We start from the raw sequence: 18,993 nt of genomic DNA, 5'->3' as shown, positions 1-18,993 counted from the left end.
GCAATCCGGCGGATCGTCGGTGCGCTGTCGTTCAATGGACGGCATGCCCTCCCACGATCTGACTCACCTCGACGACGCCGTTGCGGATCTGCGCGCGGCGTCGTTGTCGTCTCGCACGATCGCTGAGTACGAGAAACAGTGGCGTGGCGTGCAGTCGTGGTGTCAGGTGATGGACGTGCGCTCGTTGCCGATGAGCTCGCAGGACCTGGCCCGCCACCTGGCTGCGGTCGCCGACGACTACTCGGTGTCGACCTTGGCCCAGCGCGTCGCTGCAATCAACGCCGCACACCGCATCGCGGGCCTTCCTGCCCCTGGCAACGACCCGATGGTGTCGCAGGTGCTGGCTGGGCTGCGTCATCGGCGCCGCGCTGTTCCCAGACGACGGGCCAAGGCGTTGTCGCTCGAGCATGTTCGCGTGCTGGTCTCGAGTCTGGATCAACAGACCGTGACCTGGCCGGACGCGGTGGCGGCTCACCGGGACACGGCACTCGTCCTGCTGGGTTGGACGGCCGCTCTGCGGCGCAGCGAGATCGTTGACCTCGACTGGCGGCACCTGTCGGTAGAGAGATCGGCAGGTTCGGTTCATCTGCGCGTCAGAATCGACTACTCCAAGACCGATCAGCACGGCGACGGCGACACGTTGGCCATCCCGTCTGGATCGCACCGGCTGACCTGCACCCCGTGCGCAATGCACCGATGGGCTCATCTCGTCCGAACTACCAGCCGACCCGAGGCAATGTCCGCCGTGTGGGATGCGCGCTCATCCAGCCGGGCAGCTGACGCGCACCGCTGCGGGCTCAGTGACGAGTCCTGGGCGCAGGCGACGAACGGGCTCGACGGACCTGTCTTTCGTTCGGTGACAGCTTCGGGAGCGATCTCCGATCGGCGGTTGGCGGGGTCATCGGTCGGCTCGATCCTGGTCCGGCGAGCTGAGCAGGCCGGGCTGTCCACGACCAAGCTGTCGGCGCACAGCCTGCGCGCCGGTTTCATCACCGAGGCCGACGCGAGCGGAGCAGACCTCGCCGCGATCATGCGTCAGTCCCGGCATCGCCGACCAGAGACGGTGCTGGGCTACATCCGTCACTCCAACCCGCTCGCCGGCAACGCCGTCACATCCCTCGACCTGTGATGCGCACCGCCACCGCTCGCCAGCTCCAGCAGGACTACCTGGCAAGTCTCGGCCTTCCCGTTTTCGACCGCGAGATCACCCTGCGTCTGGCGTCCGACGTACCCGGCAGTGTGACCGGTGACTTGGTGTCACAGTTCGTCCTGCAACCGATCAGCGCGATCCGTCACCGGTGGGCTGGCGGCGACGCACGCGCGATCCGCGACCACCTCATCACCGTGCTGCACGACCTGGGTCTCACGCGTGCCCGACTGACCTCGTTGTCCCCCGCCGATGTGCGCGTGGTCGGGCGGACATGGCGGGTCGGCGAGGTCACACTTCGGCCGCGGCCCACCCCGTCAACCTGCGAGTGCTGCTGTCTGGCTCGTTGGCTGGTGGTGCTCGACGCTTTCGAGCCGGGCGGTGGGCGCAGCCAGTACGGCGCCGAGCAGGCCGCCTCTGACCTTCGAGTCGACGCCCATGTCTGCCTGTCTGCGGCAGCACTGCAGAACTGGCAGGACGCCCCCACGCTGCTACCGGTGATCGACCGCCACGGGACGCTCGGACTCGACGCGTTGTCGCCGCGGTCAATGACGGCCGCCATGTCCCGGAGTCGCGAGCTCCAGGAGGACAGGCCCGTGAGGCGTGTGAACCACGCCGTCCTGCCGGTGCGCCGACGGCCTCCACCGGACCGCGACCTGCCCGACCTCCTCGACCGACTCGAGGAGATGGTCGACGCGTTGCTGCATTCGATCTCAGCAACCCTCGACGCCTAGCTGCTCACCGGACTCCGTCCGGCTGGGCAACTTCGTGGTCGCGGCAGAAAGCAGACCCTGACCTCAAGGGATCTGCCCATGAAACAGGTGTGGAGATCGAACGCCTGAACGTGCCCCTGAAGCCCGGTTTCGACGCGGCTAAGCACAGTGCTGCCCTGACGGCGAAGATCAACGAGGCAAAGGGCGGCGGCTGGAAGCTGCAGTCGATCGACACGAGCCAGAACAAAGCGATCTACGTCCGACGCGCGGCGGTCACCAGTGTCACCTCCAGCATCGAGAACCCTGAGACCTTCGAGGTGCAGCTCGCGCCGGCGGACAGCAAGACCGCGATGGGTGAGAAGGTCGCCCGTGAGCAGGAGTCGGCCTACCCCGGCTTCTACCTGACTGTCTTCGACCCGCACCTGGGACGAGCACGGCTGACCAAACTCGACGACGACACGGTCCGATGCCGCAACGCGGTGGCGACCGCCCTGGGCTGCAAGGCGTGGGACGTCCAAGCGCGCCCACGCCGCGACGGAGGTTTCGATCTCGAACTGCCGAAGACCTACATGCCCTCTAAACACGAGGACAAGCTGAACGAGGTCGCGACCAGTGTGATCGGCCGACCCGGTTGGTACACCTGCATTGACGCCCGTGCGCTGACGGCGAGCATCATCCCCGGAGAGCTTCCGACCTTCCCGGCGATCGCACCGCTGGACTTGCAGCGCATCCTGAAGGACAACGACAACGAGTCGATCCCTCTCGGCCTGGCGCTCGGTACGCCGGGTGATGTGAAGCCGCGGCCGATCGCAATGAAGGTCGGCGGAGACCCGCATTCCATCCTCAGCGGGACCACGGGGTCTGGAAAATCGGTGAATATCGCGACGATGATCACCCACCAACTGCTGACTGGTTCTGAGCTGGTCATCATCGACGTGCCGCACAAAGCGATCGACTACTTCTGGGTCAAGAAGTTCGTCCGTCCCGGTGGCTGGGGATGCGACTCTCTCGAAGGTGCCGTCACCGTTTTGTCGATGTTGTACGACGAGGGCATGGAGCGCGCCAAGTTGCTGTCCGAGCACGGCGTCCAGAACGTCCGGCAGCTGCCCGCCAATCTGCGCCCGAGGACCATCTTCATCGTCGTGGACGAGCTGTCCGGTCTGATCCAGACCGACCCGACGACCGGCATGGCGAAAGGAACTCCCCTGCGGGAGAAGACGGAGTACGAGAACCTCCTGAAGGCCACCATTGTCGGCAACCTGAAGAAGATCGCTGCGGAGCTTCGGTTCGTCGGCTTCCGGATGCTGCTCGCCAGCCAGGTGATGAACTCGACGACCGGTGTTCCTCCGAGCCTGAAGACCAACCTGACGAACAAAATGCTCATGGGCGTCGGTGCGACGAGGGCCAACCGCGGCTTCGCGCTGGCCGACGAGTCGCGTGTCCCGCAGGTGCCGGAGTACATCAAGTCGGACGAGAAGGTCGGCCGGGGTGTCGGCGTCGTCGAGCTCGCCGGACAGATGCCTGCTGTGCTCAAGGGCTTCTACGTCAGCCTCGAGGATGCCATCGCGGCGTTCGACGAGTCCGGACTTCCGACGTGGACAAACCCCGCCCCGACCGATGCTCAGATCGCTCGGTACACGGCCATGATGTCGGGTGACGACGCCGACATGGACGATGACAGCCTGGCTGGCAACCGGACCCCGTCGGGCAAGCCGCTCGACCCGCGCTTCGGCCCGGTGGAGACGTTCAATGAGGACGGCAAGCAACTGTTCGGTGCCGCCGCAGCAGCCGCGGCCACCAAGCGGATCGCGCAGGACGGTGCCGCTGGACCGGCCAAGGTGACTGTGCCCTCGGACGGTCCCGCCTGTCCCGCCTGCGATCGTCCGATCAACCCGGTGACCGGCGAATGCGGCTGCGACTGAAAGACGCCGGCGACCCGCCGACGTCCTGCTGAGGAGGAATCATGCGTGGACTGCGACAGCACCCGAACCTGTTGGTGCGTTTCGTCGGTCGAGTCCTGTACGCCGTCCTCAGCCTGGCCGGCTTCCTGATCGGTCTCGGCTGCTTGGTCTGGTTGGCGGACACGTTCGCCGGCACCGGCATTATCGACAACCTCGGCAAGTTGTGGGACGAGATCACCTCCGGCAGTTTCAAACAGACCATCATGAAGACGCTCGGCATGGTTATCGGCGGCATCTTCGGCATGTGGTTCCTGATGAAGCTGATCTTCCCGAGCCAGCCGTCGAGCTACCGCGGCAAGGTCTACGTCGACCGCAACGGTGACGGGCGCACTGACGAACGGGACGGTTACCAGTGACCGCTGTGCGCTTGTCGTCTCCCCCGCTTGTTCTGCGCCTCCTCCACAAGCCCACCACAGACCGGTTGCGTCAACCCCGGTTCGGCCGGGTATCTCCTGGCGCAGCGACACTGTTGCTCGCACCTGTCAGTGGTGCGGTCGCTCTGGCGTTCGTGACGGCGTCCTCGGCGACTCCGGTACTGACCTGGATCTGCGGGTGGGGGTCGTTCTCCCTGTTGCTGATCGTCGAACTGCTCGTCGATGCGGCGGTTCGACGATGAGGGCTATCCCGCAGACCTATTCGGGCGTGTTGTTCCGGTCCACGCTCGAGGCGGACTGGGCGGTCAACCTGGATGACCTGAAGATGACATGGCAGTACGAGCCGGAGGGGGCGATCCTGCCGTCCGGGGAGTACTACCGCTGCGACGTCTTCCTGCCGCGCGTGACGACCTTCGTCGAGGTGAAGGGGCCGCACGACGAGCGGATCCACAAGCCGGCTCAACTCGCCGAGGCGATGTTCCATGCGCCTGGTTGCGACACCGGACGACCGGTTGACATCAACCCGTTCACTGACGACGACTGCGCGTGCGGTTTCGGTACCGCCTTCCCGTGGCGACTGGTGGTGCTCGCCCGAGCCTCCGAGCGCGGACGGATGGTGTTCTCCGGCGCGGCGACACCCAGCCATCCGAGTCCGAACGTGGTGCTCGCCAAGTGCGGGGTGTGCCAGCAGTACAGCTTCGCCGACACCTGTTTCGGGTGGCGCTGTCGTCGGTGCCGCCAGTCCGGTGACGTGGCCGTGTTCAAGTCCGGCGGGGTGACCTTCCGGCAGATCGACCATCGCGCGGGCGCGAGTGCCGGCGCAGGCACTCGTCGGCCGGCGCGCAAGAGCTCCACGAGGGCTTCGCGCGCCAAAGCCAGCTAGGTGTACTGACCGGGAACATTGGTTGACGCTGGCGACAGGTCCCGACGGTCTCCCTCGCGTGGAAGACATCGGCTCAGATACGCGGATGCCGTAAGGAGTCCCATGGAGCTCGCGTCGAGATTCTGACGCCATTCGCCCAGTCGAGCGAGGGCGGCCGATGCGTCGCCATGGTGATGGATCTGGTCGATGGTTGAGGCGATCCTCGCCAAGGGGAAGCTTCCTCGGCGTAGCAGTACGGCCACCCGGGCGTCGAGGACGTCGTCCTTTGTGTATTCGCGGTGCCCGTTCGCGTGTCGGCGTGGGTGCATGATGCCGGCTTCTTCCCATCCCCGGAGCGTCGCGGGGGTGACGCCGACGTGTCGCGCGAGTTCGCCGACGGTATAGGTGGCGGTAGGTGTCGGAGACGTCGAATCAAGGGGGTTGGCAGCGTGGAGGACGTTCTCGAGTTCCCTCACCGTGTCGCGCCCTGCCGCGAGCTGCGCGTGGGCCTGGTCCAAGGCCTCGAGGGCATCGCCCGGACGGCCGCCTGTGACCGCAGTCATTATCGGAATCGCGCCCTGATGTCCGATGGCGCGAGCCAGGGTCGTGAACGCCAGCAGCTGATCAAGATGGCCCTGGTCATAGACGCGATACCCGGACGGTGTGCGTCGCGAGCCGGCGATGACCCCCTGCGCCTCGTAGTTGCGCACTGTCTGTGCCGAAAGTCCGGCCGCACGAGCGAGATCGACCGGCCTGAGATCGCGACCAGCGTTTGAGGGTTTTGCGATTGATTCAGCGGACAGCGGGACCACAACCTTAAATCGGTCCTTCAAAGTTACGATGAACGAGCATGACTACCAACTCAAGACCGCTCGGTCGCGTTCAGCGCACCCCAGACTTTGACCTGTCCATCGAGGACCTGCGCGCGGTGTCGGCGTTCAACCTGGCATGTGCGCTGCAGGTCATTGACCTCTTTGAGGCCGTGAAGCCGCACGACGCGCGCCCACGTGATGCGTTGGTCGCGGCAGATAACTTCGTGCGAGGTGGCCCGCGGTCCCGTGCGCAGCGCATCTGTGCTCCTGCTGCCCATCGAGCCTCCGAACAGGTCATCGGCGCTGCCTCGCATGCGGCGAAGGCAGCCGGTGATGCTGCGGCTTCTGCCTATCTACATCCGCTGGCCGACGCCGCCCAGGTCGGTCACATCCTCCGCGGTCCATCGCATTGTGTGTTAGCGCTGGAGATGCGAACTATCGAACCGCTCACGCGTGCGGCTGCTGCTGCCGCAATTCTGGAACAGTCCACCCCTGCTGTGGTCGAGGTGCTGTGCCGCTACCCAAGCGCTGCAACGAGAGATCGAGCGACCGCTGACGTGATGTCGTTTCTGGATGTCCAGCTTCGGAAGTCGGTGCGCCGATGAGGACGCCTGACGAACAGCGCACGCACCAGCCCGACATCCCTGTGATCGCAGCTGGGCGGCGGCACTCCGTCGGGGTTCGCCGCGACGGCAGAGTGCTCGCCGCCGGGAGTCTTGACGCACCGGAGTGCGCTGTGAGCGATTGGCGCAACGTAGTCGCCGTGGCGACCGGCAACGTTCACGTTGCAAGGAACACTGGGCGCTCACACACTGTCGGCCTGCGCGCCGACGGGACGGCGGTGGCGACCGGATGGAACGGCGACGGGCAGTGCGACGTAGCCAGTTGGAACACTGTGGTGACCATCGCTGCCGGGTGGCGTCGCACCCTCGGGGTGCTGGCGGACGGAACAGTGAACGCCGTCGGGCGGCGTAGCGAAGGAGCATGCGAGGTCGGCCAGTGGCGCGACATCACCGACGTGGCTGCCGGGGACTGGCACTCCGTCGGTCTTCATGACGACGGAACCGTGGTGGCATCGGGGAACAACCGTCGCGGTCAATGCGATGTCGCGCACTGGCGGCACGTTCGAGGCATCGCCGCGGGCTACCTGCACACCACCGCCGTTACTCACGACGGAGTGGTGCTCACCACCGGCGACGTTCGTGGCGGCCTCGCCGAGGCCGCCCACTGGCAGGACATCCTCGCTACAGCCGCTGGTAGCCGACACACCCTCGGCGTCGACGCGCGCGGCAGAGTCTGGGCTGCGGGAGATAACAGCCAAGGACAGTGCGACGTGTCGTCCTGGTGCGACGTAGTCGCTGTTGCCGCCGGAGCTGAACACAGCCTTGGTCTGCGAAGCGACGGGACGGTTCTGTCCACGGGTCGCAGTATCGATGGCCAGTGCTCGGTCGAAGAATGGCAACTCGGCAACGGTGGTACCGCCTGATGCACCCGAATGCAGCACTCACGCCACGCCATCGCCTCAAAGTCGCTCGCCCGGTCGTAGACGACGGCTAGCCGATCAGCGAGGTCGCCGCCCGCTTCCAGGTGTCCTGGCCGACTGTGAAGCGGTGGGCAGACCGCTACGCCAATGGCGAATCAATGCACGACCGGTCCCCGCGGCCGAAGACCTCACCGAACAAGACGAGCAAGGCGACGACGAAGCGGTGTGTGAGCCTGTGCATGCGACTTCGCGAAGGGCCAGTCCAACTCGCGAGCACGACGACGAAACTGCCATCACCGCCATCGCCGTCCTGCACCGGGCTGTCGACTGGTTCGCTGACCGCGGCGTCACCGCCGAACGCGTCGGGTCAGTACAACTAGACGGCTGAGCTTCGCAGCATCGAGCAGGGCCCCACACCACACGCGCTGCGGGGTCCCGCGCTGTCGCATCGCCGGCAGCGGACCCGCCGTTCCATTCGTCGTGCACGTCGCACCGTGTGCTCGATATAAAGATTCGCCGGTCGACGGCTCGTCCGCCTACCCTTGGATCCGACGAGGCGCGAGCTTCGTCGCACCGTTGTCAGTAAGCACCTCACGCACGACCGAGTCACCCCGAAAGGAGGGGCAGCAGATGAGTACCAGTGTCCTCACCACCGCACAAGCGATCGACGACGTCGAGTTCGCCGGCGCGTTGTTCTGTGCTGCCCCGACATCCCAGGCCGTACTCCTGCCTTCGCTGGTCATCAACCCCAATGGCACGCACCTGTATGTGCCGGTCTCAGCGAACGTGCTGGCCGGGCAGCAGTGGCGCGAAGCCAAGCCCGAAGGGGCGATCATGAACTGATCTTCAGTTCCCTCAGATTCTCGAGGGGTCGCCCAGGGCTCACGGAGCCGGTCTGGTCAGCGCACAGCGCGGATCTACCGGTCACCCAGCTCAGGGCGGCCCCTCGACCTGTTTTCAGCACAACTTCATGTGGGTGTAGCTCAACTGGCAGAGCACTGGTCTCCAAAACCAGCGGTTGAAGGTTCGACTCCTTCCATCCATGCACGGCGTCGGTGAGGCACCGGGACGAATCCGGGCTCACTGTCACAAGGCTCATCGACGCAGCAGATCAACTCCACAGAGATTCCCTCGCAGGCCAGCGGACCGACCAAATCCGCTGACATCCGTCCACGTCAGGTCGGAGTGTCCGGGTCGCTTCAGCGGCCCCTGCGGGATGAGGGTCAACCGTCGGGTTGGCCCGCGCGCGTCGGATGCGGTCTTGGTGAGCCGCGGCGGACTGTAAATCCGTTCCACATGCGGACTGAGGGTTCGAAACCCTCCCGACGCACCACGCTCCGTTAGCTCAGTTGGTAGAGCGACTGACTCTTAATCAGCAGGTCGAAGGTTCGAGCCCTTCACGGAGCACGTAGCACGACTCGCCCTTGAAGTTCACCGGATTGAACACTCGGCTACGGACCGAGAGGCAGCAGGTTCGATTCCTGCCAGGGGCACTGTGCGTGAGGCGACTGGTGGTTTGTCGCGCCGGCTTGTGATGCCGGTAGTCGCGGGTTCGATTCCCGTCACGCACCCTGGATCGGTAGCTCAGCGGTAGAGCGGGTGCCCCATAAGCATTTGGCCGCAGGTTCGACCCCTGCCCGATCCACGTTGCCCCGGTGGCGGAACTGGTAGACGCAGCCGATTCAAACTCGGCTACCTGACCGGGTGTGCGAGTTCGACTCTCGCCTGGGGCACCACGCCTGAGTAGCTCATCCGGTAGAGCGGCCGTCTTGTAAACGGTAGGTGCTCGGTTCGAGTCCGAGTTCAGGCTCGCAGCAACCACGCCTCGATGGTGGAACTGGTAGACACGCCGGCTTCAGGTGCCGGTGCCCCGTGAGGGCGTGCAGGTTCGATCCCTGTTCGAGGTACGCACCGGATCTTTGCGTCCGGTCTTGGTCGTCTAGCTCAGCTGGTAGAGCGGCTGTCTAACACGCAGCGGGTCGGGAGTTCGATCCTCTCGGCGACCACTTCGCGAACACCGTTGCCACCGAACGATGTTCGCGCTTTGCGGGTGTAGCTTAGTCGCTCCTCCTCGCGATGCCTCACGTTCGACCGTCGACGGATCGAACGTGCTCGAGGTGGGGCAGTTGGTAGAGCAATGGTCTTCCAAACCTGCGTCGCGAGTTCGAGTCTCGTCTCCCGCTCTCATTCCGCTGTGCCCTGATGGCTGGGCACCCAGGTTCTGACCCTGGGCAACTCAGGTTCGATTCCTGACGGCGGAGCCGGTGCATGGGGGCGTAGCTCAGCGGGTGAGAGCGCCGACCTGATGAGTCGGAGGCCGGACGTTCAAGTCGTTCCGTCCCCACTACGCACCGCCGATCGACGCTGCCTCGCCCCCATGAGGTAATGGCTAGCCTGCCGGGTTTTCACCCCGGTCGCACGGGTTCGAATCCCGTTGGGGGTACTGCGTTTTCGAGCCGTCGCGTCGGTTCGCAGACGCACCGGAGGATGAACCAACCGGGGTGTTGGGTCCGGTTGCTAACCGGTTCGGCGCTTCGGCGCTGGGGATCGTGCCCTCCATCCTCCGCTTCGCCCCGGTGGTGAAACCGGTAGACACACAGCCTTGAGGTGGCTGTGCCCGTCAGGGCGTGCACGTTCGAATCGTGCTCGGGGCACTTCGGGGTGTTACCCCTCATGAGGTAATGGAAGCCTGCCGGATTCTCGATCCGGTCGCGCGGGTTCAACCCCGCTGAGGGTCTGGTTGAAGCCCGGAAGGTCGTCCGTTCGAGGCCGATCGGACCCAGCACTGCCCGCCTGTGCGGCACCCGTCGCCAGAGCAGGGAGAGCCACTCGAGGTGGCATTGGGATCATGGCGCAACTGGTAGCGCACCTGCCTTGCATGCAGGGGGTTGGGAGTTCGAGTCTCCCTGGTTCCACGCAGACGGGACGCCTTCGAGACGTTCGCACCCGTCGCACCATGCACGAACAAGGTTCCTTGGCGCAGTCGGTGAGCGCGCTCCCCTGTCACGGGAGAGGTCGCGGGTTCGAGTCCCGCAGGAACCGCTCGGTCCCCGATGGCTCAACGGCAGAGCATCCGACTGTTAATCGGCAGGTTGCTGGTTCGAATCCAGCTCGGGGAGCTAGGGACTCGTCCCTAAAGGAGGATCCAGCCGATGTGGTGGCGGCACCCGTCTTGAAAACGGACTGCCTGAAAGGGCGTGCGAGTTCGACTCTCGCATCCTCCGCACATTCCGCCGTGCGCTGCTGGTTGCGCACCCGAGCTTTGAACTCGGACGGCGCAGGTTCGAGCCCTGCCGGCGGAGCCCTACGCACCGTGAAGCTGTAGGGGAATCCGGGTTCGATACGCCGGAGGTCGGCGGTTCAAATCCGCCCTTGCTAAGCAACAAGCTGTTTGCTGCCCGGGTGATCGCCGGGCGGTGGCAAGGCGTAGGCGGGTGCCAACCGTCGGCGCCGACGCAACGGCGGGCCCGGTTCCGGGCGCGGTTCGACCCCGCAGGCGTCAACGGGCCAACGAGCCCTGCGAGTTCGGCACGCATAGTCCGCGGTGCGGCCCCTGCTGGTGCAGGACGGCTGAACGGTTCGATTCCGTTGGCCGCGCCGACGGACGATAAGCAACGCCGCAGTCGCCTTGGCTGGCGGGCCGGGGGCACGAAGCTGGCTTGGGTCACTGAGTCAGGCCTCAGCGCGGCGCATCGGTCTGTCAGCAACGGGATGTGGGCCAGCGGCTAGGCCGCCCGCTTTGGGAGCGGGACATCTTCGCGGGTTCGAGTCCCGCCATCCCGACCATGGAATCGGCTGTGTCACAGTCGGTTTCCGGGAGCCAGTCGCACAGTTGGTAGTGCAGCGGACTTTTAATCCGAGTGGACGTGGGTTCGAGTCCCACCTGGCTCACTCACGTTTCCTCCGATCCAGCGGACGCAACGCGGTGTAGCTGTAGCTCAGCTGGTAGAGCGCATTCTTGGTGCAGGCCGTTGCCGGTTCGAAACCGGCCAGCTACCCCGTTCCGGAAGCACAGACGGATGTTCAACCGCCTGTTAAGCGGAAGGGCGCAGGTTCGAGTCCTGTCCGGCACACCAACCACGTCGCACCGTGCAGGTGTGAAGACTCAGCGATTCCTCCCCGACCAAACTCTGTGCGCTGCCTACCGCGCGGCGCTTCTTGCGCTCACCGACGGGGACCCGGCACCGTACGACCCGATCGGGAACCCAGGAAGTACCGAGCAGCGCGGCATGGCACGAAGCGTCGCGGATGCCGTCCTCATGACGATCTTCGGTGAGGAAGCCGTCCCGTGCACCTACTCGACCGACTGGACTGACCAGATCGACTCGATGCACGCCGACATCGACACCGACCAGGTGTGGGGCGTCCGCTACCTTGCTCAGCCCGACCTCGACACGGGCGACCCCGTGGTGAGCTGGCATGGCAACCGGCAGCTCGCCCAGGCCGAACTCGACGAGTCCGAATCACGCCCAGCAGTCCTTGTGACCGTCACCGGCCCTGTGACCACCCACCAAGAAACAATCAGGTACTGATGACCGACGAAACCCCCACTTGGCTGATCTGGCTTGCGGCGATCCTCGCCGCTGCAGTCATCGCCGGCGCCTTCATCTCCGGGCAGCAACCCGTGTCCGGCACCATCGTTTCGAAGGACCACAAGCCTGCGTCGGAAATCGGCACGTTCTGGGGTGTCATCGAAGAGAAGGCTCGGTGGTGGGTTGTCGTCGACGGCGGCGCGAACACGGTCTGCTACCTGAGCGAGGACCGCTGGAACCAGGTCCGAGTCGGTCAACACATTGAATGCTGAACCCCGTCGCACCGGATAGGCATGAGTAACGACCTTGACTTCATGACCACCTTGTCTGTGTTGTGTGACCGGTGCGATCGGATTGACGAGTCCCTGTTCTCCGATCGCGCTCGGGCAACTGCTGAGCTGAGCGACGCCGGGTGGGTGTTCATCCCGGACGCCCCGCAGCATCACCGACAGTTCTGCCCGTCCTGCGCCGAGATGGTGACCGGGGCATGAGCGTGAAAGCGCACGACGGTCACCGGCTGAGTGTGAGCACAATGAACGAACGATGGGGAACCGTTCAGAGCGTCATCGAGCCGGTCCTTTGCGCCGAGCAAACGAAGCTCATGGCCGAGTGGATTGCCCGGCGCCGGTTCGACAATGAGCTGAAGCAAGCTCAGTTCCCAAGTAGCGCCGACACCCCAGGCACCGGGTCAGCCCTCGCCGATGTCGTGATCGAGTTTCAGTTGGCGGATGCTCGTCTGCGCGCTCCGAACGCCCGGCGCGAACCGGAACTCGACCTCGTGACATCGGCCGTGTTCTGGAAGGACCCGACCGATCCGACGATGATGCTCGTAATGCCAGGCAGCGAGCACGAACGCATCCGATCCGCGCTGATGAGCGCGCTCGACGCGACACCTTTCGCGTACTGGGACAACACTGATCCTGACCCGGACGTGACCGGCGATGAGTGGGACCGGCGCCGCGCCGCGTGGCTCGGTACCGCGTCAGCGCCGACATTGAGACTGGACGTCACTGCCCCGTTCATCCCGAACACCGACGAAGTCGCTCGGTCGCTTCTCGCGTTCGGTGGGCGCAGACTTGGACTCACCGATCTGAGCGAAGCCCAGAGGCTGCTCAGCCAGCCAATCGACGCACCGATGAGCCCTGAACGCACCGCTCGATTCCGCCCAGTGCTGGAGGCATTCGAGGACATCGGACCGTTCCCCGGGTTGGACGCGGACTGGCACGGTTGGGTGTTCGAACGGAACGCCATTCTCGAGAAGCATCTCGGGTCGTGGAGCGAAACGGGGCCCGTCGCACCGTAAGAAAAGCAGCCGGCCCGTGCTCGGGCCGGCTACCCCGTCGCACCACACCAGAACAAGGTTCATTGGCGCAGTCGGTTAGCGCGCTCCCCTGTCACGGGAGAGGTCACGGGTTCGAGTCCCGTATGAGCCACCCAATAGTCGATGTTCAAACTTGCGACGTCCGCAGGTTTGAGATCCTCCCCCGCGTGCACGCTGGCCTGATAGGCCAGCGCTGCCGCGTGGAGGTTCGGGTCGAGCAGCGCATCGAACGGCTCGCCGTGCTCAGCTCTCACAGTGTCGGCGTTCTCGATCTCGTAGACGTGGATGCGCTCGAAGAACGCTTGGTTGCAGATGCGTCGGAGTGAGTCGTCAATGCTCATGTAGATCGTGTGCATGTCACCGGCCAGAGCGAGGCAGTCTTCGAGGTGCGCCTTGGCTTGGTCGTACTCGATCTGCCCCGCGTCGATCTGCGCGTCGAGGAACGCCAGCCGCCTCGCTATACGGTCCTGCTCCTCTTTGAGGAGGTCGAGCGGGACGGCTCCGGCGTGGTGGGCGTGGAGCAGGCTGCGGCGTTCGTCACGAAGCTTGTCTCGCTCTGCGGCGAGGGTATGCCGTGCTGCTTTGTTCGCGGTGTGGAGGTCATCGAACTGGCGCACGAGCATTTGCCTGAGGGCGGTGACGATGTGTTCGGGTATCTGCACGCGACGGTAGTAGTCCTCGACCTGTCGTTCGATGTGCTCGATCGGCATGGCCTGGCGGACACAGTTCGTGCGCTTGGAGTGCCGTCCGGCGCAGATGAAGTACGGGTAGACGATGCCCTTGCCGTTCTTCGCATGGGTGACCATGAGGCGGGAGCCGCAGTCGCCGCAGTACACCGAGCCTTTCAGATAGTGCTCGTGCGTCTGCGTCTTCTCCCCAGAGACCTGGTGCGCGGTGAGGACGTTCTGTACCCGGTACCAGAGTTCCGCGCTCACGAGCGGTTCGTGGAGTCCGTCGTAGCGTGCACCACGGAAGATCACGTCACCCTTGTAGTACGGGTTGGAGAGCATCTGCTGGATCGTGGACAGTCCCGGCGCTTTCGCGGGCCGCTTCGGCGTCGGCACGCTCGTGAGGCCGCGGTCGACAAGTTCGCTGTGCAGCATCGAGGTCGAGTAGTTCCCCGTCGCATACGCCTCGAACGCCCAACGCACCAGCGCCGCACGCTCCGGGTCCGCGATCACGGTAGGAACGTCACGGCCGAGCTCGTCACGCTTGTGGACGTTGAGGTACCCGATGGGTGCGCGACCGACGGTGCCGCCGAGGGCGGCTTTCTGCGTCATGCCCTTGGCGACCTCGTTGGCAAGGTTGCGCGAGTAGAACTCCGCGATCGTGGACATGATGCCGTGCAACAGCATCCCTGACGGGGTCTCATCGATGTTCTCTGTCGCGGACACGAGGATCACGCCGGCGTCTTTGAGGGCGAGGTGGATCGCCACGTCGTCGGCGCGGTTGCGGGCGAGCCGGTCGACCTTGTGGACGATGCAGTACGCGACCTGGTGGGTCTTGACGTACTCGATCATCCGCATCAGCTCGGGCCGGTCGGCCTTGCGCGCGGACTCTCCCGCGTCGATGAACTCCTCTACCACGATCGCGTTCAGGTCACGGGCTTTGCGGAGGTTCGCGTCGCGTTGCGCGGGGATGGAGAACCCCTCATCGCGGCCGCCGCGCTCTGCCTGCTCTTTGGTCGAGACGCGCAGATAGGAGACGGCGAGGGTGGTGGTCTCGCCGAGTCGGTCGATGCTGGTGGGTGGCGCTGGGGGTGCCAAAGTCATGAGTCGTGTTTCCTCTCACCGAAGGGTGGGAGCCAACGCGACGGCGAAGCGTCACGCGGTGCGACTCGTAAACGGGAAACACGTCCGCCGGGAGAAAACCGGGGTAAGCCACAAGGGCAAAGAGACTGCGCACCCGGCCTGGGAAGACCGTGGCGTCGGGTTCTATTCTACGTTGTCTGGCTCAGAACGCCCAGGATCAGCGGCATCCCGCGCGGCTTCGTCGTCTGCCTGTGCTCTGCTGATGGCCATGCCGAGGAACACTTGGGCGAGCTTGTGCAGATCAGGCTGGTTGCGCGGCACCACCTCAACGGTGAAGCGTCGATCCTCACCGCGCCGCCTTGCACGCCTGCTCATGGCACTTCTCCCGTGCTCAGCACGAGACCTGCGATGAACTGATCCTCGGCACGCCGGCGCGCTTCCACGTCGGCGTGCATGTAATCCACGAAGTCTTCCTCCCGGTTCGGGATGACGGTGTCTTCGATAGGATCGGTGTCGAGTTCGCCAGGCCAGGCGATGCGACGTGTGGGGCGGTCGGTGTTCAGGCGGGTGCCGCAGGCGGCGGTCCAGTGTCGGAGTCGTTCTTGAGCTTCGGTGAAGTCGCGATGCCAGACGAGCATGGCGGAGCCTTTGGCTTCGGGGTGGATCGCGCATAGCCAGTGGATGTGCAGCGCGGACAGCTCCCACACCAGCTCGGGGTGGCGGTGCCAGAACGGCGGGCAGACGGCGACGGGGAGGCCGTAAGTGTGGCGGAGCCAGTGCACCCATTCGTTGAGCGCGAGCCATTCGTCCTCTGCGGCATCAGCGGTGAGGAGATTCCAATTCACCGGCCCCGGAGGCCCCGCCTGATCCTCCTCGTCCGCGCCATCGGTGGTGTCGGGGTCGTAGCTTTCATCGAACTCGTCCTCCGCGATCTCATCCGGATCGACTTCGCCCGTGTCTGGCAGTTCATCAACCATGATTCGCCCTCACCTCCCAACCGCAGCGGCACCAGCGGTTGCGCGACGCGCCGCGTCCGGTGACAGTGCCGCGTCTTCGAGTCCGGCATCGAGTGAGTCGGATTCTGGGGTGCGTCGGGGCCGGTCGACGGTGTAGCGGGTGCGGGCGAGGTCGTGGCCGATCTTCTTCGTGACGAACTCCTCGACCTTGATCGTCTGCCCGTTGTCGTCGGTGCGGTCGTACCGGTGGGTGTAGCCCTCAGCGACGAACTTGTCGCCTTTCGCGAAGCGCTGGTGGGCGCGTTCGGCGGTCTTCCGGAACGCGACGAGGTCGTGGAAGGTGGTCTCGGTCTGCGTGAACGACCCGTCGTCTTCGCGACGGTAGTGTTCCTGCCCGATCTTCACGAACAGGCGCGCATCGCCCTTCTCCGTGAAGGACAGGTGGGGTTCGGAGGCGATGAACCCGGACAGGGACTCTTGCGTGTGGATGGCCATTGGACACTCCTCGTGACAGTCGGCACCCCGTGGTTCGGGGTGCTCTGTCACTCAGGTGCGCCCACAACCCCCTGCTCGCTGGCCGACGCAGGCGTGCCGTGTTGCAGCAGCTCCTCGACTCCACGGCGCTGCGTCTGCAGCTCGCCGGAGTTCTTCCGGCCTGTCCAAGCACGGAGCTTCGCGACGATGGGTGGGGCTGCGCGAAGCAGGATGAGGCCGGTGCCGAATGGGAGCGTGCGGATCACGTCAGGCGGCATGATCGACACCCGACGAATGGAGCGTTGCGCCGAGCGGGAGCCCTGGTCGCCAATCGTGGTGGAGTCCGTGATCTCGTCACGTTCCCCGATCAACGTGGTGAGGTCTTGAAGGTCACGGCTGTTGGATGCCCCGCCAAGGATGACCTTCACGATCGAGGCATCCCAGATCGCCCCGGCAGCGTTATCCGACCACTTCTCCCGCGCCTGCGCGAGCGACTGCAACACCGGCATCGTCGTGATTCCCGTACCCCCACCTTCCGCCATCAGCGTCGGCAGGGACGGGAGCGGTGCGAGGTTCCCGATTTCATCGAGCGCGAGCAGCAGGGGCGGGTCGAGGCGTGCTGCGGGCGATCTGGCGGCGAGGCGGCGGGCTGCTTCGACGAGGTCCTCCACGAACGCCGACACCAACGCTGCACTGTTGTTCGCCCCCGCGCCCGTCGCCAGGAGATACACCGTGCCGCGCTTACGCAGAAACTCTTCGGGGTCAAACCGTTCGTCTGGGCCGGGGCTCACGGCGTCGAGCACGCGCGGGTCCGCGAGGGCAGCGAGCGAGAGGGAGACGCCTTGCCAGATCGAATCCCTCGTGCGGGGGTCGGAGTCGATCATCGCCTGCAACGAGTCCGCCCACCCGATCGCAGCATTAGGGTTCGCGGTGAGGATCGCGACCGCATCCGACGCTGCGGCAGGATCGAGGGTCCACCGGAACAACTCGGCTGGAGTGCGGTGATCGAGAGCGGCCGCGTGGAGCAGCGCTTGAAGAGCGGTGCGAGTCTTGCCTTCCCAGAAGTCACCACCTTCGACACCACCGGCGGAGAGCCCGGTGCCGGCGGCGAGGCCGGTGGCGCGGATCATCGCCGTCAACGGATCTGCGCATCCCCGGATCGGCGACCAGCGGAGCCCCGCGGGGACGCCTTCGGCGAGGTGTTGCGGGTCAAACACCGCCACCGGTCGCTCGTCGCTGCTGCGTGCCGTGAGCGTGGCGGTGAGATTGTCCGGGCGGGTGGAGGTCGTGACGACGGCGCCGGGAGCATCCAAGATCGCGTTGATCACGACGTGCAGGCCCTTGCCGGAGCGTGGCGGCCCGATCAGCAGGATCGAGTCTTCGACGCTTGCCCACACACCAACGCCCCGCGACGCACCGAGGAGATAGCCCACGTCTTCTGCGTCAGGCTTCGACAGTGAGGGGCGGAGTTGCCCGCCGCGACGCAGCAGCGCCCTTTCCGAAGCGGCGGTAGCGACATCGGTGCGGGTCGCGATCCCGACAATCCGATACGGGTCGATCTTCGTACGTCGGTGGTGCTCCCGGAACGTTCGCCACACCCACCAACCCACCGCACCAACAGCGGTGATTAGCAGCCCTGCGACGATCCAGTAGACGACGGCATTCAGATCGTCGGCACCGAGCGCAGTACCCGGATCGGCGGGGCGCAGGAGTACGGCGAGGCCTGCTTCGATGCCACCGCTCGGCTGCGCGATCCCCGTCACACACGCGGTGATCGAACCAGCCACGCGGAGAATGACGGCAAGAACCGCAGCAGCGACGAGGGTGATGATCCCTAGGTTCGCGAGCTCATACCCGAGCGCCCCGCCCTGTCTGGGGGCGCTCATGGGAGCCTGCTGACGACGAGGGTGCCGGAGATACGGCCGAGGAGGATCACTTCACCCGTCACCGCGGCCGCTGCTTGCTCCGTGGTGAGGAGGGCTCGGGCTGTGCCGTCGTGGCTGGCATCGGAGCGGGTATGGATGATCGCGACCGCGACATCCTCACCCGGCACAAACCCCGCGCCCGCGACTTGATGCAGCACCGACTGCACCGCAGCCACCGGAGGCGTCACCACCTCCGGCGCCGGTGCGTCCCAAGGCCTCGGCAGAGCGCGTTCTCGTGGCGGGGTGATGATGTCGGTGAACGTCGACCCGTCCGTCTCCCGCACCTGCACCCGCAGAGGCGTCCGATGTCGGGCTGCGAGAGTGTCGAGAATCGCGGGGAATGATTCGCGCCGCCAGCCCGGTGAGAATGGCTCAGGCAGGTACGGTGTTCCGTCGACGGTGACGGTCATTGCACCGTCCGCACTAATGGTGAACTCCACCAACGGCACCACTACCGGCCCACCATTCGAAGGCACCGGCACCATCGGGGGTCGAGCGTCGGGGTGGGTGCGGCGGTAGCGCGGCTTCGGCGTCACAGGGCGGTCCTCTCTCAAAAGTGCGGGGGTATCGCCATGCAGGTGCACCCATGCCGCCTATGAGCGCAGAGGACAGAAAGGTGGGAGGGCGCGAACCTGGGGGTGGTTCGTGCCCTCCCGTGCTGACCCGCCATAGTAGGGGCGCC

General features: G+C 65.4%; 19 protein-coding genes, 25 tRNA genes and 3 pseudogenes. 41 read left to right on the top strand and 6 right to left on the bottom strand.

Going from position 1 to position 18,993, the window contains the following annotated elements:
* Positions 1–43: 43 nt before the first annotated feature.
* The 6 genes from FB459_RS10475 (at position 44) to FB459_RS10455 (ending at position 5,078) form a co-directional block, all read left to right on the top strand.
* Positions 44–1,129, top strand: a complete 1,086-nt coding sequence (locus FB459_RS10475) for a site-specific integrase (RefSeq protein ID WP_170221860.1) — start codon at positions 44–46, stop codon at positions 1,127–1,129.
* Complete coding sequence (locus tag FB459_RS10470; protein ID WP_141928442.1) at positions 1,129–1,881, top strand: hypothetical protein; 753 nt, start codon at positions 1,129–1,131, stop codon at positions 1,879–1,881. Before FB459_RS10475 ends, FB459_RS10470 begins: the two co-directional genes overlap by 1 nt.
* 89 nt (positions 1,882–1,970) lie before the next feature.
* A complete protein-coding gene (locus FB459_RS10465) occupies positions 1,971–3,782 on the top strand; it encodes an FtsK/SpoIIIE domain-containing protein (RefSeq protein WP_170221859.1) in 1,812 nt (603 codons plus the stop codon).
* A gap of 41 nt (positions 3,783–3,823) precedes the next feature.
* Complete coding sequence (locus tag FB459_RS10460; protein WP_141928440.1) at positions 3,824–4,177, top strand: hypothetical protein; 354 nt, start codon at positions 3,824–3,826, stop codon at positions 4,175–4,177.
* 113 nt (positions 4,178–4,290) lie between these two features.
* The gene (locus tag FB459_RS17555) at positions 4,291–4,437 is read left to right on the top strand and encodes a hypothetical protein (RefSeq protein ID WP_211345176.1); all 147 of its coding nucleotides are present in this window, start codon (positions 4,291–4,293) and stop codon (positions 4,435–4,437) included.
* On the top strand, positions 4,434–5,078 hold the full coding sequence (locus tag FB459_RS10455) for a PDDEXK family nuclease (RefSeq protein WP_141928439.1): 645 nt from the start codon (positions 4,434–4,436) through the stop codon (positions 5,076–5,078). Before FB459_RS17555 ends, FB459_RS10455 begins: the two co-directional genes overlap by 4 nt.
* Here the strand turns inward: FB459_RS10455 and FB459_RS10450 are convergent.
* A complete protein-coding gene (locus tag FB459_RS10450) occupies positions 5,075–5,869 on the bottom strand; it encodes a MerR family transcriptional regulator (RefSeq protein ID WP_281279559.1) in 795 nt (264 codons plus the stop codon). The two genes, FB459_RS10455 and FB459_RS10450, sit on opposite strands and share 4 nt — an antisense overlap.
* Before the next feature lie 116 nt (positions 5,870–5,985).
* On the opposite strand from FB459_RS10450, the gene FB459_RS10445 reads away from it, so the two are divergent.
* From FB459_RS10445 to FB459_RS17845, 35 genes and pseudogenes are all read left to right on the top strand, one after another.
* Complete coding sequence (locus FB459_RS10445) at positions 5,986–6,474, top strand: putative immunity protein (RefSeq protein ID WP_141928437.1); 489 nt, start codon at positions 5,986–5,988, stop codon at positions 6,472–6,474.
* Positions 6,471–6,731 (top strand): annotated as a pseudogene (locus tag FB459_RS18245) (hypothetical protein); the annotation flags it as partial. The gene FB459_RS10445 and the pseudogene FB459_RS18245, both read left to right, overlap by 4 nt.
* A gap of 36 nt (positions 6,732–6,767) precedes the next feature.
* Entirely contained in the window at positions 6,768–7,355 is a 588-nt protein-coding gene (locus tag FB459_RS10440; protein WP_246092408.1) for an RCC1 domain-containing protein, read from the top strand.
* Positions 7,325–7,648: pseudogene (locus FB459_RS10435) on the top strand (helix-turn-helix domain-containing protein); the annotation flags it as partial. The gene FB459_RS10440 and the pseudogene FB459_RS10435, both read left to right, overlap by 31 nt.
* Positions 7,649–7,982: 334 nt before the next feature.
* Positions 7,983–8,195 carry a hypothetical protein gene (locus FB459_RS10430; RefSeq protein ID WP_141928435.1) on the top strand — a complete coding sequence of 71 codons (213 nt, stop codon included), beginning with the start codon at positions 7,983–7,985 and terminating at the stop codon, positions 8,193–8,195.
* A gap of 129 nt (positions 8,196–8,324) precedes the next feature.
* Positions 8,325–8,397 (top strand) — tRNA-Trp (locus tag FB459_RS10425).
* A gap of 201 nt (positions 8,398–8,598) precedes the next feature.
* Positions 8,599–8,685 (top strand) — tRNA-Tyr (locus FB459_RS10420).
* 1 nt (position 8,686) lies between these two features.
* Positions 8,687–8,759, top strand: a tRNA-Lys gene (locus tag FB459_RS10415).
* Between the two features lie 13 nt (positions 8,760–8,772).
* Positions 8,773–8,845, top strand: a tRNA-Arg gene (locus tag FB459_RS10410).
* A gap of 2 nt (positions 8,846–8,847) precedes the next feature.
* Positions 8,848–8,923, top strand: a tRNA-His gene (locus tag FB459_RS10405).
* Positions 8,924–8,925: 2 nt separating this feature from the next.
* Positions 8,926–8,997, top strand: a tRNA-Met gene (locus FB459_RS10400).
* A 4-nt stretch (positions 8,998–9,001) separates the two neighbouring features.
* A tRNA-Leu gene (locus tag FB459_RS10395) sits at positions 9,002–9,088 on the top strand.
* Position 9,089: 1 nt separating this feature from the next.
* Positions 9,090–9,162: transfer RNA gene (locus FB459_RS10390), tRNA-Thr, on the top strand.
* Between the two features lie 12 nt (positions 9,163–9,174).
* Positions 9,175–9,259 (top strand) — tRNA-Leu (locus FB459_RS10385).
* 26 nt (positions 9,260–9,285) lie between these two features.
* A tRNA-Val gene (locus FB459_RS10380) sits at positions 9,286–9,358 on the top strand.
* Between the two features lie 182 nt (positions 9,359–9,540).
* Positions 9,541–9,613: transfer RNA gene (locus tag FB459_RS17335), tRNA-Gln, on the top strand.
* A gap of 9 nt (positions 9,614–9,622) precedes the next feature.
* Positions 9,623–9,696: transfer RNA gene (locus tag FB459_RS10375), tRNA-Ile, on the top strand.
* 27 nt (positions 9,697–9,723) lie between these two features.
* Positions 9,724–9,795: transfer RNA gene (locus tag FB459_RS10370), tRNA-Glu, on the top strand.
* A gap of 127 nt (positions 9,796–9,922) precedes the next feature.
* A tRNA-Leu gene (locus FB459_RS10365) sits at positions 9,923–10,006 on the top strand.
* Between the two features lie 13 nt (positions 10,007–10,019).
* Positions 10,020–10,089, top strand: a tRNA-Glu gene (locus FB459_RS17330).
* Positions 10,090–10,194: 105 nt separating this feature from the next.
* Positions 10,195–10,267, top strand: a tRNA-Ala gene (locus FB459_RS10360).
* Between the two features lie 53 nt (positions 10,268–10,320).
* Positions 10,321–10,394: transfer RNA gene (locus FB459_RS10355), tRNA-Asp, on the top strand.
* Between the two features lie 5 nt (positions 10,395–10,399).
* A tRNA-Asn gene (locus FB459_RS10350) sits at positions 10,400–10,471 on the top strand.
* A 19-nt stretch (positions 10,472–10,490) separates the two neighbouring features.
* A tRNA-Ser gene (locus tag FB459_RS17325) sits at positions 10,491–10,576 on the top strand.
* Between the two features lie 5 nt (positions 10,577–10,581).
* Positions 10,582–10,654 (top strand) — tRNA-Gln (locus FB459_RS10345).
* 405 nt (positions 10,655–11,059) lie between these two features.
* Positions 11,060–11,138, top strand: a tRNA-Pro gene (locus tag FB459_RS10340).
* A gap of 31 nt (positions 11,139–11,169) precedes the next feature.
* Positions 11,170–11,243, top strand: a tRNA-Lys gene (locus FB459_RS10335).
* Positions 11,244–11,279: 36 nt separating this feature from the next.
* Positions 11,280–11,350, top strand: a tRNA-Lys gene (locus tag FB459_RS10330).
* 2 nt (positions 11,351–11,352) lie between these two features.
* A tRNA-Asn gene (locus FB459_RS10325) sits at positions 11,353–11,428 on the top strand.
* A gap of 21 nt (positions 11,429–11,449) precedes the next feature.
* Positions 11,450–11,884: a hypothetical protein gene (locus FB459_RS10320; protein ID WP_141928434.1), complete on the top strand. Its 435-nt coding sequence runs from the start codon at positions 11,450–11,452 to the stop codon at positions 11,882–11,884.
* Positions 11,884–12,156 (top strand): hypothetical protein, encoded by a 273-nt coding sequence (locus FB459_RS10315; RefSeq protein ID WP_141928433.1) that lies wholly within the window; start codon positions 11,884–11,886, stop codon positions 12,154–12,156. Before FB459_RS10320 ends, FB459_RS10315 begins: the two co-directional genes overlap by 1 nt.
* A gap of 21 nt (positions 12,157–12,177) precedes the next feature.
* A complete protein-coding gene (locus tag FB459_RS10310) occupies positions 12,178–12,375 on the top strand; it encodes a hypothetical protein (RefSeq protein WP_141928432.1) in 198 nt (65 codons plus the stop codon).
* A 110-nt stretch (positions 12,376–12,485) separates the two neighbouring features.
* Complete coding sequence (locus FB459_RS10305; RefSeq protein ID WP_141928431.1) at positions 12,486–13,187, top strand: hypothetical protein; 702 nt, start codon at positions 12,486–12,488, stop codon at positions 13,185–13,187.
* A 56-nt stretch (positions 13,188–13,243) separates the two neighbouring features.
* Positions 13,244–13,317 (top strand) — tRNA-Asp (locus FB459_RS10300).
* Between the two features lie 55 nt (positions 13,318–13,372).
* Entirely contained in the window at positions 13,373–13,531 is a 159-nt protein-coding gene (locus FB459_RS17845) for a hypothetical protein (protein WP_246092407.1), read from the top strand.
* A 399-nt stretch (positions 13,532–13,930) separates the two neighbouring features.
* Here FB459_RS17845 and FB459_RS17840 read toward each other — a convergent pair.
* The 5 genes and pseudogenes from FB459_RS17840 to FB459_RS10275 form a co-directional block, all read right to left on the bottom strand.
* Positions 13,931–14,977 (bottom strand): annotated as a pseudogene (locus FB459_RS17840) (recombinase family protein); the annotation flags it as partial.
* Positions 14,978–15,327: 350 nt separating this feature from the next.
* Entirely contained in the window at positions 15,328–15,933 is a 606-nt protein-coding gene (locus FB459_RS10290; RefSeq protein WP_141928430.1) for a hypothetical protein, read from the bottom strand.
* A gap of 9 nt (positions 15,934–15,942) precedes the next feature.
* Positions 15,943–16,407 (bottom strand): single-stranded DNA-binding protein, encoded by a 465-nt coding sequence (locus FB459_RS10285; protein WP_141928429.1) that lies wholly within the window; start codon positions 16,405–16,407, stop codon positions 15,943–15,945.
* Positions 16,408–16,454: 47 nt separating this feature from the next.
* Complete coding sequence (locus FB459_RS10280; RefSeq protein ID WP_141928428.1) at positions 16,455–18,272, bottom strand: type IV secretory system conjugative DNA transfer family protein; 1,818 nt, start codon at positions 18,270–18,272, stop codon at positions 16,455–16,457.
* Positions 18,269–18,847, bottom strand: coding sequence for a hypothetical protein (locus FB459_RS10275; protein WP_246092406.1), 579 nt, complete (start codon positions 18,845–18,847; stop codon positions 18,269–18,271). The genes FB459_RS10280 and FB459_RS10275 overlap by 4 nt, the downstream gene beginning before the upstream one ends.
* Between the last annotated feature and the right edge of the window lie 146 nt (positions 18,848–18,993).

Source organism: Yimella lutea (assembly GCF_006715095.1).
GTDB classification, from domain to species: domain Bacteria; phylum Actinomycetota; class Actinomycetes; order Actinomycetales; family Dermatophilaceae; genus Yimella; species Yimella lutea.
This window is presented reverse-complemented; position numbering and strand designations above follow the sequence as displayed.

Excerpts from the sequence above, each read along its gene's own strand:
- FB459_RS10315 (WP_141928433.1), top strand. The coding sequence starts at position 11,884 with ATGACCGACGAAACCCCCACTTGGCTGATCTGGCTTGCGGCGATCCTC.
- FB459_RS10280 (WP_141928428.1), bottom strand. The coding sequence starts at position 18,272 with ATGAGCGCCCCCAGACAGGGCGGGGCGCTCGGGTATGAGCTCGCGAAC.
- FB459_RS10285 (WP_141928429.1), bottom strand. The coding sequence starts at position 16,407 with ATGGCCATCCACACGCAAGAGTCCCTGTCCGGGTTCATCGCCTCCGAA.
- FB459_RS10455 (WP_141928439.1), top strand. The coding sequence starts at position 4,434 with ATGAGGGCTATCCCGCAGACCTATTCGGGCGTGTTGTTCCGGTCCACG.
- FB459_RS10475 (WP_170221860.1), top strand. The coding sequence starts at position 44 with ATGCCCTCCCACGATCTGACTCACCTCGACGACGCCGTTGCGGATCTG.
- FB459_RS10305 (WP_141928431.1), top strand. The coding sequence starts at position 12,486 with ATGGCCGAGTGGATTGCCCGGCGCCGGTTCGACAATGAGCTGAAGCAA.
- FB459_RS10460 (WP_141928440.1), top strand. The coding sequence starts at position 3,824 with ATGCGTGGACTGCGACAGCACCCGAACCTGTTGGTGCGTTTCGTCGGT.
- FB459_RS10470 (WP_141928442.1), top strand. The coding sequence starts at position 1,129 with ATGCGCACCGCCACCGCTCGCCAGCTCCAGCAGGACTACCTGGCAAGT.
- FB459_RS10290 (WP_141928430.1), bottom strand. The coding sequence starts at position 15,933 with ATGGTTGATGAACTGCCAGACACGGGCGAAGTCGATCCGGATGAGATC.
- FB459_RS10310 (WP_141928432.1), top strand. The coding sequence starts at position 12,178 with ATGAGTAACGACCTTGACTTCATGACCACCTTGTCTGTGTTGTGTGAC.
- FB459_RS10430 (WP_141928435.1), top strand. The coding sequence starts at position 7,983 with ATGAGTACCAGTGTCCTCACCACCGCACAAGCGATCGACGACGTCGAG.